At 65.1% G+C, this 15,101-nt stretch carries 17 protein-coding genes; 7 read left to right on the top strand and 10 right to left on the bottom strand.

What is annotated here, in order from left to right; all coding sequences use genetic code 11:
- Positions 1–3: 3 nt before the first annotated feature.
- From sdhA to sdhC, 3 genes are read right to left on the bottom strand one after another with little or no spacing between them, the layout of a single operon-like run.
- Positions 4–1,776 carry a succinate dehydrogenase flavoprotein subunit gene (sdhA, locus tag N0B71_RS19730; protein WP_254475730.1) on the bottom strand — a complete coding sequence of 591 codons (1,773 nt, stop codon included), beginning with the start codon at positions 1,774–1,776 and terminating at the stop codon, positions 4–6.
- Between the two features lie 3 nt (positions 1,777–1,779).
- Positions 1,780–2,148: a succinate dehydrogenase, hydrophobic membrane anchor protein gene (gene sdhD / locus N0B71_RS19725; protein WP_259754399.1), complete on the bottom strand. Its 369-nt coding sequence runs from the start codon at positions 2,146–2,148 to the stop codon at positions 1,780–1,782.
- Positions 2,142–2,528, bottom strand: a complete 387-nt coding sequence (sdhC, locus tag N0B71_RS19720) for a succinate dehydrogenase, cytochrome b556 subunit (RefSeq protein ID WP_259754398.1) — start codon at positions 2,526–2,528, stop codon at positions 2,142–2,144. Before sdhC ends, sdhD begins: the two co-directional genes overlap by 7 nt.
- A gap of 354 nt (positions 2,529–2,882) precedes the next feature.
- On the opposite strand from sdhC, the gene gltA reads away from it, so the two are divergent.
- Positions 2,883–4,166, top strand: a complete 1,284-nt coding sequence (gene gltA, locus N0B71_RS19715) for a citrate synthase (protein WP_259754397.1) — start codon at positions 2,883–2,885, stop codon at positions 4,164–4,166.
- 421 nt (positions 4,167–4,587) lie between these two features.
- On the opposite strand, the gene N0B71_RS19710 is transcribed toward gltA, so the two are convergent.
- The gene (locus N0B71_RS19710) at positions 4,588–5,193 is read right to left on the bottom strand and encodes an START domain-containing protein (protein WP_259754396.1); all 606 of its coding nucleotides are present in this window, start codon (positions 5,191–5,193) and stop codon (positions 4,588–4,590) included.
- Between the two features lie 124 nt (positions 5,194–5,317).
- Positions 5,318–5,572 (bottom strand): YkgJ family cysteine cluster protein, encoded by a 255-nt coding sequence (locus N0B71_RS19705; RefSeq protein WP_259754395.1) that lies wholly within the window; start codon positions 5,570–5,572, stop codon positions 5,318–5,320.
- 315 nt (positions 5,573–5,887) lie between these two features.
- Here N0B71_RS19705 and N0B71_RS19700 point away from each other — a divergent pair, with 315 nt between their 5' ends.
- A complete protein-coding gene (locus N0B71_RS19700; RefSeq protein WP_045208042.1) occupies positions 5,888–6,229 on the top strand; it encodes a DMT family protein in 342 nt (113 codons plus the stop codon).
- Positions 6,230–6,245: 16 nt separating this feature from the next.
- Here the strand turns inward: N0B71_RS19700 and N0B71_RS19695 are convergent, their stop codons facing one another.
- Positions 6,246–7,124: an NAD(P)-dependent oxidoreductase gene (locus N0B71_RS19695; protein WP_259754393.1), complete on the bottom strand. Its 879-nt coding sequence runs from the start codon at positions 7,122–7,124 to the stop codon at positions 6,246–6,248.
- Between the two features lie 100 nt (positions 7,125–7,224).
- Between N0B71_RS19695 and N0B71_RS19690 the strand changes: the two genes are divergently transcribed.
- Together N0B71_RS19690 and ppnP are read left to right on the top strand one after the other, a co-directional pair.
- Positions 7,225–7,776, top strand: a complete 552-nt coding sequence (locus N0B71_RS19690; protein WP_259754392.1) for an exonuclease domain-containing protein — start codon at positions 7,225–7,227, stop codon at positions 7,774–7,776.
- Between the two features lie 111 nt (positions 7,777–7,887).
- Positions 7,888–8,169, top strand: a complete 282-nt coding sequence (gene ppnP / locus N0B71_RS19685) for a pyrimidine/purine nucleoside phosphorylase (protein WP_259754391.1) — start codon at positions 7,888–7,890, stop codon at positions 8,167–8,169.
- Positions 8,170–8,354: 185 nt separating this feature from the next.
- Here the strand turns inward: ppnP and N0B71_RS19680 are convergent, their stop codons facing one another.
- Both N0B71_RS19680 and N0B71_RS19675 read right to left on the bottom strand, forming a co-directional pair.
- Positions 8,355–9,278, bottom strand: coding sequence for a CobW family GTP-binding protein (locus N0B71_RS19680; protein WP_259754390.1), 924 nt, complete (start codon positions 9,276–9,278; stop codon positions 8,355–8,357).
- Positions 9,275–11,023, bottom strand: coding sequence for an amidohydrolase (locus N0B71_RS19675; RefSeq protein WP_259754389.1), 1,749 nt, complete (start codon positions 11,021–11,023; stop codon positions 9,275–9,277). Before N0B71_RS19675 ends, N0B71_RS19680 begins: the two co-directional genes overlap by 4 nt.
- 111 nt (positions 11,024–11,134) lie before the next feature.
- Here N0B71_RS19675 and N0B71_RS19670 point away from each other — a divergent pair, with 111 nt between their 5' ends.
- Positions 11,135–12,181, top strand: a complete 1,047-nt coding sequence (locus N0B71_RS19670) for an AraC family transcriptional regulator (protein ID WP_259754388.1) — start codon at positions 11,135–11,137, stop codon at positions 12,179–12,181.
- Positions 12,182–12,663: 482 nt separating this feature from the next.
- Here N0B71_RS19670 and N0B71_RS19665 read toward each other — a convergent pair whose 3' ends face one another.
- Both N0B71_RS19665 and N0B71_RS19660 read right to left on the bottom strand, forming a co-directional pair.
- On the bottom strand, positions 12,664–13,080 hold the full coding sequence (locus N0B71_RS19665; protein ID WP_259754387.1) for a VOC family protein: 417 nt from the start codon (positions 13,078–13,080) through the stop codon (positions 12,664–12,666).
- A 17-nt stretch (positions 13,081–13,097) separates the two neighbouring features.
- Complete coding sequence (locus tag N0B71_RS19660; RefSeq protein ID WP_138216636.1) at positions 13,098–13,523, bottom strand: YciI family protein; 426 nt, start codon at positions 13,521–13,523, stop codon at positions 13,098–13,100.
- A 246-nt stretch (positions 13,524–13,769) separates the two neighbouring features.
- Here N0B71_RS19660 and N0B71_RS19655 point away from each other — a divergent pair, with 246 nt between their 5' ends.
- Both N0B71_RS19655 and N0B71_RS19650 read left to right on the top strand, forming a co-directional pair.
- A complete protein-coding gene (locus N0B71_RS19655; RefSeq protein ID WP_259754385.1) occupies positions 13,770–14,420 on the top strand; it encodes a hypothetical protein in 651 nt (216 codons plus the stop codon).
- A gap of 72 nt (positions 14,421–14,492) precedes the next feature.
- On the top strand, positions 14,493–14,960 hold the full coding sequence (locus N0B71_RS19650) for a YbaK/EbsC family protein (RefSeq protein WP_259754384.1): 468 nt from the start codon (positions 14,493–14,495) through the stop codon (positions 14,958–14,960).
- Positions 14,961–15,101 lie beyond the last annotated feature (141 nt).

The raw sequence follows: 15,101 nt of genomic DNA, 5'->3' as shown, positions 1-15,101 counted from the left end.
CCCTTAGTAAGTACGAACCTTGGGTTCGAATGCCGGAACAGTTTTCGGCGCGAAGTTGACGGCACGCTTGGCAACGCGCTTCTCACCCGGGAAGTACAGGGTGTGGCACAGCCAGTTCTCGTCGTCGCGCTCCTCGAAGTCTTCACGGGCATGCGCGCCGCGGGACTCTTTGCGGGCTTCGGCCGCAATCGCAGTGGCTTCGGCCACTTCGAGGAGGTTCTGCAGTTCCAGCGCTTCGATACGCGCCGTGTTGAATGCCTGGCTCTTGTCGTTGATCTTGACGGTAGCGATACGCTCACGCAGATCGGCCAGCTGAGCGATACCCTTCTGCATGTATTCGCCGGTACGGAACACACCGAAGTAGTTCTGCATGCAGGATTGCAGCTCGCGCTTGAGCGGAGCGACTTCTTCGCCGCTGGTGCGCTCGTTCACGCCGTTCAGGCGCTTGAACGCGGATTCCAGGTCGGACTCGGAAGCCTGGCGGTGCTCGATACCATCCTTGAGCGCCTTCTCCAGGTGCAGACCGGTGGCGCGACCGAATACCACCAGGTCGAGCAGCGAGTTGCCGCCCAGGCGGTTGGCGCCGTGTACCGATACGCAAGCCACTTCGCCTACGGCGAACAGGCCTTCGACGATCTGCTCGTTGCCGTTGGCGTCCATGGTCAGGGCCTGGCCATGAATGTTGGTGGCAACGCCGCCCATCATGTAGTGGCAGGTCGGGATAACCGGGATCGGAGCGACAACCGGGTCGACGTGGGCGAAGGTCTTGGACAGTTCGCAGATGCCGGGCAGGCGGCTGTGCAGAACTTCTTCGCCGAGGTGGTCGAGCTTAAGCAGTACGTGGTCCTTGTTCGGGCCCACGCCGTTGCCGGCGATCACTTCCTTCACCATGGAACGGGCAACCACGTCGCGGCCGGCCAGGTCCTTGGCGTTCGGAGCGTAACGCTCCATGAAGCGCTCGCCATGGGCGTTGATCAGGTAACCGCCTTCACCGCGGCAACCTTCGGTGACCAGTACACCAGCGCCGGCGATGCCGGTCGGGTGGAACTGCCACATCTCGATGTCCTGCACCGGTACGCCAGCGCGCAGGGCCATGCCGATGCCGTCACCGGTGTTGATCAGGGCGTTGGTGGTGGAGGCGTAGATACGGCCGGCACCGCCAGTGGCCAGGACCACGGCTTTGGAACGGATATAAACGGTGTCGCCGGTTTCGATGTCGATGGCGATGACGCCAACCACATGACCGTCCTGGTTCTTCACCAGGTCAACGGCGTACCACTCATTAAGGAAGGAAGTACCGTTCTTCAGGTTGGCCTGATAGAGGGTGTGCAGCAGGGCGTGACCGGTACGGTCAGCCGCGGCACAGGTACGGGCAGCCTGGCCACCCTTGCCGAAGTCCTTGGACTGGCCACCGAACGGACGCTGGTAGATGCGGCCCTGCTCGGTACGGGAGAACGGCAGGCCCATGTGTTCCAGCTCGAACACGGCTTCCGGGCCGACGGAGCACATGTATTCGATAGCATCCTGGTCACCGATGTAGTCGGAGCCCTTGACGGTATCGTACATGTGCCAGCGCCAATCGTCGTTCGGGTCGGCCGACGCGATGGCGCAGGTGATGCCGCCCTGGGCGGATACGGTGTGCGAACGGGTCGGGAAGACCTTGGTCACCACGGCAGTCTTGTGACCGCCCTGGGCCAGTTGCAGCGCAGCGCGCATGCCGGCGCCGCCGCCACCTACGATGATGGCGTCGAAGGAAAGAGAACGAATGCTAGCCATGGATCAGTTACCCCAGAGAATCTGCACACCCCAGACGAAGAATGCGAACATGGCCATGCCGCATACTGCCTGGACGAGGAAACGCACGACGGTCGCGGACTTGCCCAGCGCCATCGGAGTCAGGTAGTCGGTGGTGATGGTCCACATACCGACCCATGCGTGCACGCTCAGGGAAACCAGCGTCAACAGGCTGAAGATCTTCATCAGGCTGTGGGAGAACAGACCATGCCACTCGGCGTAGGAGATGCCCGGGTGAGCGATCAGGAAGCCCAGCAGGAAGAGGACATAAGCCGCGAGAACGACCGCGGAGACGCGCTGGACCATCCAGTCATAGAGACCCGAACGCGACAAGTTAGTGACGTTAGTTACCATACCCATACCCCCGCCAGAACGATCAGCACCACTGCGACAGCGATGACGATTTTCGAACCACGCTTACCGCCTTCCAGTGTTTCGCCAATACCTGCATCCATGATGAGGTGACGAATACCGGCTACCAGGTGGTACAGCAGCGCAGACAGCAGGCCCCAGATCACAAGCTTGACCAACGGATGGGTCAGACACGCCTTCACCTGCTCGAAGCTGTCTTCCGAAGCGAGGGAACGATCCAGTGCGAACAGCAGCACTGCGATGCCCACGAACAGAATGACGCCGGAGATACGGTGGAGAATCGACGTGTAAGCAGTGATAGGGAGTTGGATGGTCCTTAGGTCTAGGTTTACGGGTCGTTTGCTATTCACGGCTTTTTTCACACTGAGAGCCCTTATATGAAGCAGGGCTAGTTGTCGGGAGGTGCACTTGTCAGGTACCCATCACCTTCGGGAGTGACAACCACCGATGAAGCGAGGCCGGACGGCCCTTGGCGGCTGGTCGCCGAGTATAGACAGTTAGGCCCCTAATGACAACGGAAAGACCTTCACCTAAGGACTAATTGCCGCACCCCCCAAAAAGGCGTAAACAGGCAATTTTTTTCGCCAAAACAGAGGCTTGGAGGAGCCGATCATGTCCGATTGTGCAAATTGACATTCGGATTTATCTCTCTATAGTGGTGCGGGCCCTGCGTGGGGGGTCGTACAGATGATTTCAAGCATAAATAGGAGGCCATCATGGCTGACAAAAAAGCGCAGTTGATCATCGAGGGCGCTGCCCCCGTCGAACTGCCTGTCCTCTCCGGCACGCTGGGTCCCGATGTCGTCGACGTGCGGGGCCTGACCTCCACGGGTCACTTCACCTTCGACCCCGGCTTCATGTCCACCGCCTCCTGCGAGTCGAAGATCACCTTCATCGACGGTGATAAAGGTGTGCTGCTGCACCGCGGCTACCCGATCGAACAGCTCGCCGAGAAGTCCGACTACCTGGAAACCTGCTACCTGCTGCTCAACGGCGAGCTTCCGACTGCCGAGCAGAAGGAAAAGTTCGTCGGCACCATCAAGAACCACACCATGGTTCACGAGCAGCTGAAGACCTTCTTCAACGGCTTCCGCCGTGATGCGCACCCGATGGCCGTGATGTGCGGCGTGATCGGTGCCCTCTCCGCCTTCTACCACGACTCCCTGGACATCAATAATCCGAAGCACCGGGAAGTCTCGGCGCATCGTCTGATCGCCAAGATGCCGACCATCGCCGCCATGGTGTACAAGTACTCCAAGGGCGAGCCGATGATGTACCCGCGCAACGACCTGAACTATGCAGAGAACTTCCTGCATATGATGTTCAACACCCCCTGCGAGACCAAGCCGATCAGCCCTGTGCTGGCCAAGGCCATGGACCGCATCTTCATCCTGCACGCCGACCACGAGCAGAACGCCTCCACCTCCACCGTGCGCCTGGCGGGCTCCTCGGGTGCCAACCCGTTCGCCTGTATCGCCTCGGGCATCGCGGCCCTGTGGGGTCCGGCTCACGGCGGTGCGAACGAAGCCGTGCTGCGCATGCTGGACGAGATCGGTGACGTGTCGAACATCGAGAAGTTCGTGGCCAAGGCCAAGGACAAGAACGATCCGTTCAAGCTGATGGGCTTCGGCCACCGCGTGTACAAGAACTTCGACCCGCGCGCCAAGGTCATGAAGCAGACCTGCGACGAGGTCCTCCAGGAGCTGGGCATCAACGACCCGCAGCTGGAACTGGCCATGAAGCTGGAAGAAATCGCCCGCCACGACCCCTACTTCGTGGAGCGCAACCTCTACCCGAACGTGGACTTCTACTCCGGCATCATCCTGAAGGCCATCGGCATCCCGACCAGCATGTTCACCGTGATCTTCGCCCTGGCACGTACCGTGGGCTGGATCTCGCACTGGCAGGAAATGCTCTCCGGCCCGTACAAGATCGGCCGTCCGCGCCAGCTGTACACCGGCTCCGCCCAGCGCGACTTCGTGGACCTCAAGGCCCGCTAAGCGCTACGGAGCAAGAAAAGGCCGCCTTCGGGCGGCTTTTTTATGCTCTGCATTGCGCGGTGTTCGCCTATTCCGTAGGAGCGGACTCCGTCCGCGATAGGTCAGCAGCACGCTGAAATCGATCGCGGACGGAGTCCACTCGCCTAGCCAGACCGCATGACTCCAGCGGTTCGCGAGCAAGCTCGCTCCTACGAAGAGCACCAGGCGACGTCGCGAGGGACCTGATCTGTAAAATCCAGCGCGGCGGAATCTACCGCAACCGGGTAACTCGAACGCAAAGCGCCCGCCTGTAGGAGCGAGCTTGCTCGCGAACCGCTTCACGCCAGCCCCACCGGAAACCATTCGCCAACAAGCTCGCCCCCACCAACAACGAAAAAGCCGCCCGAAGGCGGCTTTTCATGGCGCGGCACACCAGCGTCGATTACTTCTCGGCAGCGCTGCGCAGGCCCTTCAGGGTGTTCATCGGCGCGTCGACCACGAAGCTGTTGGCAAGCCAGGACGGAATGCTGCCGCCCGGCTCGGTCTGCACCTGGTAGGTCACTTCGGTCACGCCAGCGCCCTTGGGCACCAGCTTCCACTCGCCGATCAGCTTGGGTACGCGGATCTCGCCCTTCTCTTCCGGGATGTAGGTCGGCTCGGCCTTCAGGTGGCGAATCAGGCCGCCATCGGTGGTCTTCTCGGTGGTCACGTGGATCACCACGTCACGGCCGGTCACCGGCCAGGGCATGTCGATCTTCGAGTAGGTCCAGGAATCGTCGCCTTCGTGCTTGAGCAGGCGCATCTCGGCGCAGGCGTGGATCCACTTGCAGGAGCCGGCCACGTCTTCCTGCAGGGCGTTGATCTTGGCTACGTCCGCCTTGATGTCGACGACGCCACGGTAGGCCTTGTACTTGGAACCTGCCACGGGGCTGAGGAAGACCTTCACGCCGTCGTCTTCCTTCTCCAGCTTCCAGTCTTCCGCCAGGGCAGTACCGGCAAAGCCCACCACGGCAGTGGCCAGCAGGGTCATACGCAATACACCACGCATCGTCTTACCTCTCTTTATTCTTGATCTTGTGGGGGCAGCGAATGCCACCGCCCCGTCGCAATCCGCGGTCTTGAGCGGGTCGGGGCGTCAGTATGGACCGCGAAAACGTGACTTCCAAGTCACATCAGGCCGCTGTGATGCGCTCCCACTCGGTGAGGATCTGCAGCGCCTGTTCATTGCTGCTGCCGCACGCCTCGACGTCCGCCTCGAAGGCCGCGCAGACCTTTGGACGCCGAGGGTCGCCAAATAGTTTGCACAGATTGCGCTCGTCCAGTTGCACGCAGCGCACGCCCGCCGGCTTGCCGTCGGGCATGCCGGGAATGGGCGAGGAAATCGACGGCGCGATGCAGCAGGCGCCACAACCGATACGGCACTCCATGGAAGAACTCTCACGTCGGGAAATAGACACACAGGCTGGAAGCGCGGAGCCGTTCCATTGCTCACCAATGGGCGCGGCCACGCCCGCCAGACGCCCCCAAAACCGGGGACGCCAGAAATGGCCGCGAGCATAAAGCGCGCCAGCCGTTCCGCCAAGCCGGCCGGATCGGCGGAGCCCCGCCACGGTGCAAGTAATCGCCAACGCCTGACGCAGGCGATACAACGGCGTTCGCGCGAGCCTCTTCGCCGCCGCCCCTTGGCTGCCTCCTGGCGCATCCAGTAGGCTCAGGCGCAGTCCCCCACTGGAGCCTCTGCCATGCCGGTCTGGCTACAAACCGCGTTTCTCCTGTCGCTGTCCAACCTGTTCATGACCTTCGCCTGGTACGGCCACCTGAAAACCCTGAGCAGCAAGCCGTGGATCATCGCGGCGCTGGTCAGCTGGGGCATCGCCCTGTTCGAGTACCTGCTGCAGGTGCCGGCCAACCGCATCGGCTACACGGTGATGTCGGTGGGGCAACTGAAGATCATGCAGGAAGTCATCACGCTGGCGGTCTTCGTGCCGTTCAGCGTGTACTTCATGCAGCAGCCCCTCAAGCTCGACTATCTATGGGCAGGCTTGTGCCTGCTGGGCGCGGTGTACTTCATCTTCCGCGCCTGAACGCACGATTAGCGACTCAGGACTCGGGCGTGCCCTGCAGGCGGGTGATCAGGCTGGAGGTATCCCAGCGCCCACCGCCGGCGGCCTGCACCTCGGCATAGAACTGGTCGACCAGCGCCGTCACGGGCAGCTGCGCGCCGTTGCGGCGGGCCTCATCGAGGACGATGCCCAGGTCCTTGCGCATCCAGTCCACGGCGAAGCCGAAGTCGAAGCGCCCTTCCAGCATGCTCTGGTGGCGATTCTCGAGCTGCCAGGACTGCGCAGCGCCCTTGCTGATCACTTCCATCGCTGCCAGGCCGTCGAGACCGGCGCTCTGGGCGAAGTGAAGCGCCTCGGACAGCCCCTGCAACAGGCCGCCAACGCAGATCTGGTTGACCATCTTGGTCAACTGGCCGCTGCCCACCGGGCCCATGCGCCGCACCATGCGCGCGTAGGTGGCGATCACCGGCTCGGCGCGGGCGAAGATGGCCGCGTCGCCGCCGACCATTACCGTCAGCGCGCCATTCTCGGCGCCGGCCTGCCCGCCGGACACCGGCGCGTCGAGGAAGCCCAGCTCGCGCTCGGCGGCTGCCACCGCCAGTTCGCGGGCCACCTCCGCCGAGGCGGTGGTGTGGTCCACCAGCACCGCGCCGGGCTGCATGCCGGCCAGCGCACCGTCCTCGCCCAGCACGACGCTGCGCAGGTCATCGTCATTGCCCACGCAGCACATCACGAAGTCCGCCCACTGCGCGGCCTCGCGCGGGGTCTGGGCCGAGCGGCCGCCGAATTGCCTGACCCACTGCGCCGCGCGGCTGGCGGTACGGTTGTAGACGCACACCTCGTGCCCTTCGCGCGCCAGATGCCCGGCCATGGGATACCCCATCACGCCCAGGCCGATGAATGCCACTTTCGCCATCGCGGTCCCCTTGTCAGCAGAAGGCGCTCAGCCTAGCGCGGTTTGCCGGCCTCGCAAACGCCTTCCATACTCGACTCGAACCCAACCACGAGCACCGACTATGCCCCACTGGCTGGTGATCGACCTGGAAGCCACCACCGAGGAAGGCGGCTGGCCAGTCGAGGAAATGGAGATCATCGAGATCGGCGCGAGCCTGGTGGCCGAAGCCGACGGCCGCGAGCTGGACCATTTCCAGCGCTTCGTCCGTCCGCAGCGGCGCCCCCTGCTGACGGCGTTCTGCCGGGAGCTGACCCACATCACCCAGGCCAACGTCGATGCCGCCGCTCCGCTGCACGAAGTCTGGCCGCAATTCGAGCGCTGGCTTGCCCAGCACAGCCCGCGCCTGGCCGGCTGGACCAGTTGGGGCGACTACGACCGTCGCCAGCTGGAGCTGGAGTGGCGCCGCCAGCACCTGGACAGCCACCTGTCCCGCGTCCCCCACGTCAACCTCAAGCAGCGTTTCGCCCAGGCCCGCCAGCTCAAGCGCCCGGTGGGCCTGAATGCCGCGCTGCACCTGGCCGGGCTGCACTTCCAGGGGCAGCCGCACCGCGCCCTGGAAGACGCCCGCAACACTGCCCGCCTGCTGCCGCTGACCCTGCCCGTGGCGGGCTGAAATAAGCCTTCCTTCGCAGACCGCACGGTCGCCTGCGCCGCTCTAGTGACGGCGCCCGCGGCCTTGGGCATACTGGCGGGCCCTTTTTCACCCCTCTAGCAGGAGACGCCCATGTTCAAGGTCAACGAGTACTTCGACGGCACCGTCAAATCCATCGCCTTCGACATGACCGCAGGCCCCGCCACCATCGGCGTGATGGCGCCCGGCGAATATGAGTTCGGCACCAGCCAGCTGGAGGTGATGCACGTCGTCGCCGGCGCGCTGACCGTCAAGCTGCCGGGCAGCGACAACTGGGAAACCTTCGAAGGCGGCAGCCAGTTCACCGTGCCGGCCAACAGCAAGTTCCAGCTCAAGGTCGCCCAGGACACCGCCTACCTCTGCGAATACCGCTGAGTTCGGGGTGCCATGAAAAACCGGCCCTGGTGGCCGGTTTTTTATTGCCTGCGAAAAGGCTGGGCGGGCACTCGGCACTCAGGCCAACCCTCAGGTTGATCCGAATGTAGGCCAAGGGTAGGAGCGGACTCCGTCCGCGATTGGGTCCGCATCGCGCCGGAATCCATCGCGGACAGAGTCCGCTCCTACGAAGAGCTGAAGCACTGGCGCAGCCCGGTTTCGAGATCCGCCCGCAGCCCCGCATTCTTCTCGGCGATGAACACCAGCCGCGCGCCCTGCGACGCCTCGCCCGCCGTGGCAGGGCGCAGCTGATAGCGCCCGCCCACGTATTGCAGCCAGACGCTCTCGCCCTGCCCTGCCAGGCGAATCAGACCCTTGAGCCGCAACAGGCCGCGCGGCAGGTTCTCCAGCCAGTGCTTCAGGCGTGCGCCATCGAAGGCCGCCTCGCCCTGCCAGCTCCAGCTATCGAACAGATCACCATGGTCGATGCCTTCCTGCCCATGGGGACGCAGCTTGCGTGACGGCTCGCCGAGCAACAGCTCATCGGGAATCTGCGCCTGGATAGTCTCCAGCACCCGCGCGCCACGACCGAATCGCTCGCGCAGGCGGGTGCGTTCCTCGGCGTCCAGCAGGTCGCACTTGTTCAGCAGCAACAGGTCGGCAGCCGCCGCCTGCATGCGCTCCAGCCGCGCGTACTCGCCTTCCAGCGGTTCGCGACGCGCGCCATCGACCACGGTCAGCACGGCGTCCAGATGCAGGCGCCGGCGCAGCTTCGGGTAGCCCAGGGTCTGCACGATGCGCTGCGGGTCGGACACGCCGCTGCACTCGATCACCACCTGCTCCAGCGGTGGGTGCATCGTCGCCAGGCGCTCCAGTTGGGCCAGCAGGTCGTCCTGCACGCTGCAGCAGATGCAGCCGTTCTCCAGGCTGTACACGGCCTCGGTCTGCTCGGCGATCATGCCGGCGTCGATGTTCAGCTCGCCGAAGTCATTGACGATCACCGCCAGGCGCCGGCCTTCGCAGCGCTCCAGCAGGTTGCGCAACAGCGTGGTCTTGCCGGCGCCGAGGAAGCCGGCGACCACGGTCACCGGAATGCTCGCGGCATTCATGCGTTGACCCCCTCGATGCGCGGCGGCTCGCCCTGCCACACCGCCGCCAGGGCGGTATCGCTGAACTGGCCGAGGCGGTCGTACACCGGGCGGCCCTCGACGAAGGTCAGTTGCACCTCGGTGCGGTGGATGAAGTTGCGCGCCGGCTGGTCGAAGAGATTGCGGTCGAGCACGATGAAGTCCGCCGATTTGCCGGCCTCCAGGCTGCCGGTGAGCTTTTCCAGACCCATGGCGTAGGCGCCGTTGAGGGTCGCCACGCGGATTGCCTGCTCCAGGCTGATCGGCTCGCCGAAGCACGCCGGGTCGTCGTTCCAGGGGTTCTGCCGGGTCACCAGGGTTTCCAGCGCCAGCCAGGGATCGATGGAGGCCACCGGCCAGTCGGTGCCGAATACCGCGATACCGCCAGCTGCCAGCACGCCCTTGAAGTCATAGATGCGCTTGAGCCGGTCGGCGCCGTAGCCCGAGCGCGCGCCGCTGGCGAAGGGCGTCGGGTACCAGGCCGCCGGGGAAAACTCGGCGATCACCTCCAGCTCGCGGAAGCGCTTGAGGTTGCCCGGATGCAGGATGGTGCTGTGCGCGCACTGGTGGCGCACCCCGCTGAAACCGTTGCGTCGGCGCGCTTCGGCCACCGCATCGAGGAACACATCGGACGCCGCATCACCGGTGCAGTGGGCGATGACGCGGATGCCGCGGCGGTCCATGTCCACCACCATGTCGGTGATGTGCTCGGGGGTCAGGTTGAGCTTGCCGCGCCAGGCGTCCTCGCCCGGCCAAGGCGTAATAAGGAAGGAAGAGCGCGGCTCGACCGTGCCGTCGAAGTGGAATTTCACCGCGTTCGCCGACAGCCGCGCGCTGCGGTAGTAGTGACGCTCGCCGCTGAGCAGCTCCCAGCGGCGCCGCACCGGGAAGATGTCGTCCTGCCAGCTGATCGCCGCTTCCACGCGCAGGGTCAGCTGGCCGGCGTCGTCGAGGTACTTCAGGGCGTCCAGGCGGTTCTCGCAGACATGCAGGTACTTGGCCGCCGTGACACCGCGGGAACTCTGGAAATGCACGCCATCGCGATAGGACTGGCGCAGCACCTTGGCCGGGGTCGGCGGCATGGCCGCGTGGATCAGCGCGTAGGCGCCGTCGATCAGCAGGCCGTTGGGCTCGCCGGTCAGTTCGTCGCGCTCCAGGTAGCCGTTGCGCGGGTCGGCGGTGCTGGCGTCGATGCCGGCCAGTTGCAGCGCGCGGGAGTTGACCATCATGGTGCCCCACATGCGGTCCAGCAGCGCCACGGGGCGGTCCGGCAGGATACTGTCGAGCCACTCGCGGCCGGGTTTCAGCCCGGCTTCGCGGAAGGTGTAGCGCACCCAGTACTGGCCGTAGACCCAGCCGTCGCCCGGGTGGCTGTCGGCATAGGCGCGAATGGCGCTGGCCAGTTGCTCCGGGGTCGGGTCTTCGATGCCCACGTCGAGGTCGTCGGCGTAGCGCGGGTTCAGCGCCAGGTCCGGGTGGGTGTGCATGTCGTGCAGGCCGGGCATGCAGAACGCGCCGTCGAGATCGCGCACCAGGGTGTCGGGGCCGATCAGGTGCTCCATGTCTTCGCGGCGGCCCACCGCCAGCAGGCGGCCGTCGCGGATGGCCACGGCGTCGGCCCAGGGCTGGGCGGGGTCGAGGGTATAGAAGCGGGCGTTGTGCAGCAGCAGTTCAGCGAAGCGGTCGCTGGGGGAATGGGAGGAGCGGAAGCGGTCCGGAGCGGTCATGGCAGGCCCTTGTTGTTCTTGTTCGTGGAGCCAGTATAGGGCTCGGCCTTCCCTCCCCGACTAGCATAAGATGACAACTCACTAGCACAAGACGACAGCTTGAGCCCGCCCATGCCCACCGCCTCCTTCGACATCGATTACGCCGCGCGCCAACTGTTCCGCCATTTCCTCGACGAGTGGCGCGCCCGCCCCACCCTACCGCCGCTGTTACCGCTGCTGGGCGGTCTCGGCCTGCCCTCGGACGGCGAGGCGGCCGCGCCGAAGATGAACTTCGCCCGCTATTACCGCCTGCTGCAGCAGGCCGCCGGGCTGCTCGGCGAGACCGACTTCTTCCTGCGCCTGGGCCAGCGCTACAACCTCTACGACCTGGGGGTGATCGGCTACGCGCTGATCAGCGCGGCCAACCTGCGGCGCTCCTGGGACATCTCCCTCGGCCAGCCGTCGAGCCTGATGCCCCACCCGATCCACACCCGCCGCGAGGAGCTCGGCGAGCATATCCGCCTGACACTCAAGCTCCCGCCGTTCAACGAAGTGGAGCGCATCGCCCTCTGCGAGGAGTGGCTGAGCAGCACCTGGCGCTGGCTGTGCCAACGCCTGCCGGACCTGGAACGCTGCAGCGACATGCAGCTGCACCTGCCCTACCCACCGCCGGCCCATGCCGCGGTGTATGGCGAACTCTTTCCCGGCCCGTGCCAGTTCAATGCCGAGCAGCCCGAGCTGTGGATTCCGAAGGCGTTTCACGACCAGCCCTTTTCCACCGCCAACCCGTCGGTCAGCCGGCTCTGCCAGGCGCAAGGCGCGGCCACGCTGGCCAGCTTCGAGCGCGGCCCGTCGCTGCCCGACGATGTGCGCTACTACCTGCTGCAGAACGCACGCATTCCCCTGCCGGACCTGGAGCAGACCGCCGCGTGGCTGCGCCTGCCGCCGCACACGCTGCAGCGCCGGCTGCGCGACCACGGGCTGACCTTCAAGGGCATCGTGCTGGAAGTGCGGATGGCGCTGGCCCAGCGCTACCTGCTGGCCAGCCGGATGGCCTTGCAGGAGATCGCCTTCCTGCTCGACTATGAGCATGTCACCAGCTTCCACCGCGCGTTCCAGCGGTTCACCGGGACAACGCCGGAGCGGTTTCGCGCCGCCGCCGGTAAAGACACCCTGTAGGAGCGGGCCATGCCCGCGAACGCGGACATCGTCCGCTCTGCAAGAGCCACGTCGGCGGACTCCGTCCGCGAAATTCCGGTGCTCGATCCGTCGCAGGCATGGCCAGCTCCTACAGAAGCGAGCCCGCCACCACCCTGTAGGAGCGGGCCATGCCCGCGAACGCGGACATCGTCCGCTCTGCAAGAGCCACGTCGGCGGACTCCGTCCGCGAAATTCCGGTGCTCGATCCGTCGCATGCATGGCCAGCTCCTACAGAAATGCGAGCCCGCCACCAGCCTGTAGGAGCGGGCCATGCCCGCGAACGCGGACATCGTCCGCTCTGCAAGAGTCCCGTTGGCGGACTTCGTCCGTGGAACTCCGGTGCCCGATCCGTCGCAGGCATGGCCAGCTCCTACAGAAAATCGAGCCCGCCCCCATCCTGTGTAGGAGCGGGCCATGCCCGCGAGCGCGCCCATGGGGCGCCCCTACAGGGAGATGCTGCGTCAGGCCTCCTTCTCGCAATTGATCATCCACGGCACGCCGAAGCGGTCTTCCACCGCGCCGAACAGCTCGGCCCAGAAGGTCTGATCCAGCGGCATGGTGACCTTGCCGCCCTTGCCGAGGGCTTCGAACAGGCGCCGCGCCTCGGCCTTGGTGTCGACATTGAGGGTGATCGACACGCCCTTCAAACCCTCGTACTGGCCGCATTGCGGCGAGGCGTCCGAGCCCATCAGCACGTGGCCGTCCACCTCCAGGCGGACATGAATCACGCGGTTCTTCAGCGCCTCGGGCATGTCCTCGCAGCCCGGCGCGTCGGCGAAGCGCATCAGCGCCGGCAGCTCGGCGCGCAGCACCTCTGCGTAGTAACGGAAGGCTTCTTCACAGTTGCCGTCGAAAACCAGATAGGCATTCATCAACATGGCGGTATCCTCCAGGCTCAGGATTTGCTGGCGATTTCAGCGCGCAGGCGCTCTTCCTGCTCGCGCAGTTCAGGGGTGAATTCGGCGCCGAAGTCCTCGGCTTCGAAGATCTGCCGGATCTCGATCTCGGACTCGCCGTCGAAGGGGTTGGGCGAGCGCTTGACCCAGTCGATGCACTCCTGCAACGACGCGGTCTGCATGATCCAGAAACCGGCGATCAGCTCCTTGGTTTCGGCGAACGGGCCGTCGATCACCTGCCGCGACGCGCCATCGAAGCGCACCCGTGCACCCTTCACGCTGGGGTGCAGGCCCTCCCCGGCCAGCATCACGCCGGCCTTCACCAGTTCCTCGTTGTAGGCTCCCATGGCGGCGAGCAGCTCTTCCTTGGGCATCACACCGGCTTCGGAGTCGGCGGTGGCTTTGACGATCACCATGAAACGCATGGTCTTTCTCCTCTTGTGAGTCTCTTGTAATGGCTAGCGGGGCGGCCGGTGGCTACCGGTTCCTGACAAGTAGTCGATGGGCGTGACGGCAGATCGACAGGCCACGCAAAAAAATTTCAGCAGGGCAACGGGGCTTTGAGCATAGGTCGCGCCACAGCTTCCTGGCGGCGATATAGGAAAATTCGCTATGGACGCCCAGGGCCCGCGCCATTAGAACGTGCCGCTCGGCAAAATCCCGGCGCCCCCATGCAGGTTCAGCTCATCCCCGTCATCGAATTGTTCTACCTCGTGGACAGCGTTCCGCCGCCAGCCGAGGGGCCGTACTGGGAACACCGGGAACGCTGGCGGGCCTATCATGAGCGCAGCCTGCAGGCCCACGGCTTCGGCCCGGCGCTCAGGCCGTACCTGCCGGGCAGCGCCTTTCACCGCATTGCCGAACTGAGCGATGCAGACATCGCGCGACTGATCCGCCTGCATTGCCATGACCAGCTCAGCGGATCGGCGGACTGGCGCCAGGTCCGCCCGCTGCCCGGCGGCTACGTGCTGCGTGCGGGCAATGTGGATGCGCTGTTGCCGCAATGCTGCAGCGACCTGGGCGACTTGCGCAGCTGGAAGCGCATCGCCGCCGGCACGGGCGCCTACCTCTATAGCGGGCACCCGTCGCCGGAGATCAGCCAGCAGCACCAGACCGTCACCTTTGATTTCCGCAGCGCGAGCGAGGCGTTCTCCCCACCGGCGCCGCAGCGCTCGGTCAGCGTGCCGCACAGCGCATTGACGCGCGCCGTGCAGGCCGCCGAGCGGGAGCTGCGAATCTTCGCCGCGCGCCTGGAGCTGGTGAATGCCGAGCAGGGACTGAAGGTGCCTGGCATCGAAGCCCTGCTGATCCATGGGCGCTGACCCTTCCGGTCTGGACAGACGGGGCCGCGCTCCCTAGATTCAGAGGTTTTCGCACCACACGGAGCATTGCCCATGAGCCTGGAATCGGTTCGCGCCTTCTTTGCCGAAAAGGCCCCCGACATTGCCATCATCGAGCTGGAAACCAGCACCGCCACCGTCGCCCTGGCCGCCGAAGCCCACGGCGTGGAGCCGGGCCGCATCGCCAAGACGCTATCCCTGCGCGTCGGCGAGCGCACCGTGCTGGTGGTGGCACGCGGTGATGCGCGGCTGGACAACCGCAAGCTCAAGGACGCCTTCGGCGGCAAGGCCAAGATGCTCGGCGCCGAGGAAGTGGTGGAGCTGACCGGCCACCCGGTGGGCGGCGTCTGCCCGTTCGGCCTGGCCACACCGCTGCCGGTGTATTGCGATGTATCGCTGCAGGCGTTCGACGAAGTGCTGCCGGCGGCGGGTGCCGTGCACAGCGCGGTGAGAATCGAACCGCAGCGTTTGGCGCAGCTGGTGGCGGCGGACTGGATCGACGTGTGCCAGGACATCGCCTGATCGTCGACAGCGCCACCCTGTAGGAGCGGGCCATGCCCGCGACCTGCAATTGAATCCATCGCACCGAAGTTCGCCGGGCATATCGATGTATCTGCAAGGGACTTCGCGGACAAGGTCTGGTTATCCGCCCTACGCGCTTGG

The sequence above is a fragment of the Pseudomonas sp. GCEP-101 genome, assembly GCF_025133575.1.
In the GTDB taxonomy this organism is placed as follows: Bacteria; Pseudomonadota; Gammaproteobacteria; order Pseudomonadales; family Pseudomonadaceae; genus Pseudomonas; species Pseudomonas nitroreducens_B.
Note: the sequence above shows the minus strand (reverse complement) of the source record. Positions and strands in the feature narration are given on the sequence as shown.

What these genes read in the sequence shown, in the direction of transcription:
- sdhD (WP_259754399.1), bottom strand. Translation starts at nt 2,148, where the DNA reads ATGGTAACTAACGTCACTAACTTGTCGCGTTCGGGTCTCTATGACTGG.
- sdhA (WP_254475730.1), bottom strand. Translation starts at nt 1,776, where the DNA reads ATGGCTAGCATTCGTTCTCTTTCCTTCGACGCCATCATCGTAGGTGGC.
- N0B71_RS19655 (WP_259754385.1), top strand. Translation starts at nt 13,770, where the DNA reads ATGCAGGTTCAGCTCATCCCCGTCATCGAATTGTTCTACCTCGTGGAC.
- N0B71_RS19665 (WP_259754387.1), bottom strand. Translation starts at nt 13,080, where the DNA reads ATGTTGATGAATGCCTATCTGGTTTTCGACGGCAACTGTGAAGAAGCC.
- ppnP (WP_259754391.1), top strand. Translation starts at nt 7,888, where the DNA reads ATGTTCAAGGTCAACGAGTACTTCGACGGCACCGTCAAATCCATCGCC.
- N0B71_RS19650 (WP_259754384.1), top strand. Translation starts at nt 14,493, where the DNA reads ATGAGCCTGGAATCGGTTCGCGCCTTCTTTGCCGAAAAGGCCCCCGAC.
- N0B71_RS19670 (WP_259754388.1), top strand. Translation starts at nt 11,135, where the DNA reads ATGCCCACCGCCTCCTTCGACATCGATTACGCCGCGCGCCAACTGTTC.
- N0B71_RS19660 (WP_138216636.1), bottom strand. Translation starts at nt 13,523, where the DNA reads ATGCGTTTCATGGTGATCGTCAAAGCCACCGCCGACTCCGAAGCCGGT.
- N0B71_RS19690 (WP_259754392.1), top strand. Translation starts at nt 7,225, where the DNA reads ATGCCCCACTGGCTGGTGATCGACCTGGAAGCCACCACCGAGGAAGGC.
- N0B71_RS19695 (WP_259754393.1), bottom strand. Translation starts at nt 7,124, where the DNA reads ATGGCGAAAGTGGCATTCATCGGCCTGGGCGTGATGGGGTATCCCATG.
- N0B71_RS19710 (WP_259754396.1), bottom strand. Translation starts at nt 5,193, where the DNA reads ATGCGTGGTGTATTGCGTATGACCCTGCTGGCCACTGCCGTGGTGGGC.
- N0B71_RS19680 (WP_259754390.1), bottom strand. Translation starts at nt 9,278, where the DNA reads ATGAATGCCGCGAGCATTCCGGTGACCGTGGTCGCCGGCTTCCTCGGC.
- N0B71_RS19705 (WP_259754395.1), bottom strand. Translation starts at nt 5,572, where the DNA reads ATGGAGTGCCGTATCGGTTGTGGCGCCTGCTGCATCGCGCCGTCGATT.
- N0B71_RS19700 (WP_045208042.1), top strand. Translation starts at nt 5,888, where the DNA reads ATGCCGGTCTGGCTACAAACCGCGTTTCTCCTGTCGCTGTCCAACCTG.
- gltA (WP_259754397.1), top strand. Translation starts at nt 2,883, where the DNA reads ATGGCTGACAAAAAAGCGCAGTTGATCATCGAGGGCGCTGCCCCCGTC.
- N0B71_RS19675 (WP_259754389.1), bottom strand. Translation starts at nt 11,023, where the DNA reads ATGACCGCTCCGGACCGCTTCCGCTCCTCCCATTCCCCCAGCGACCGC.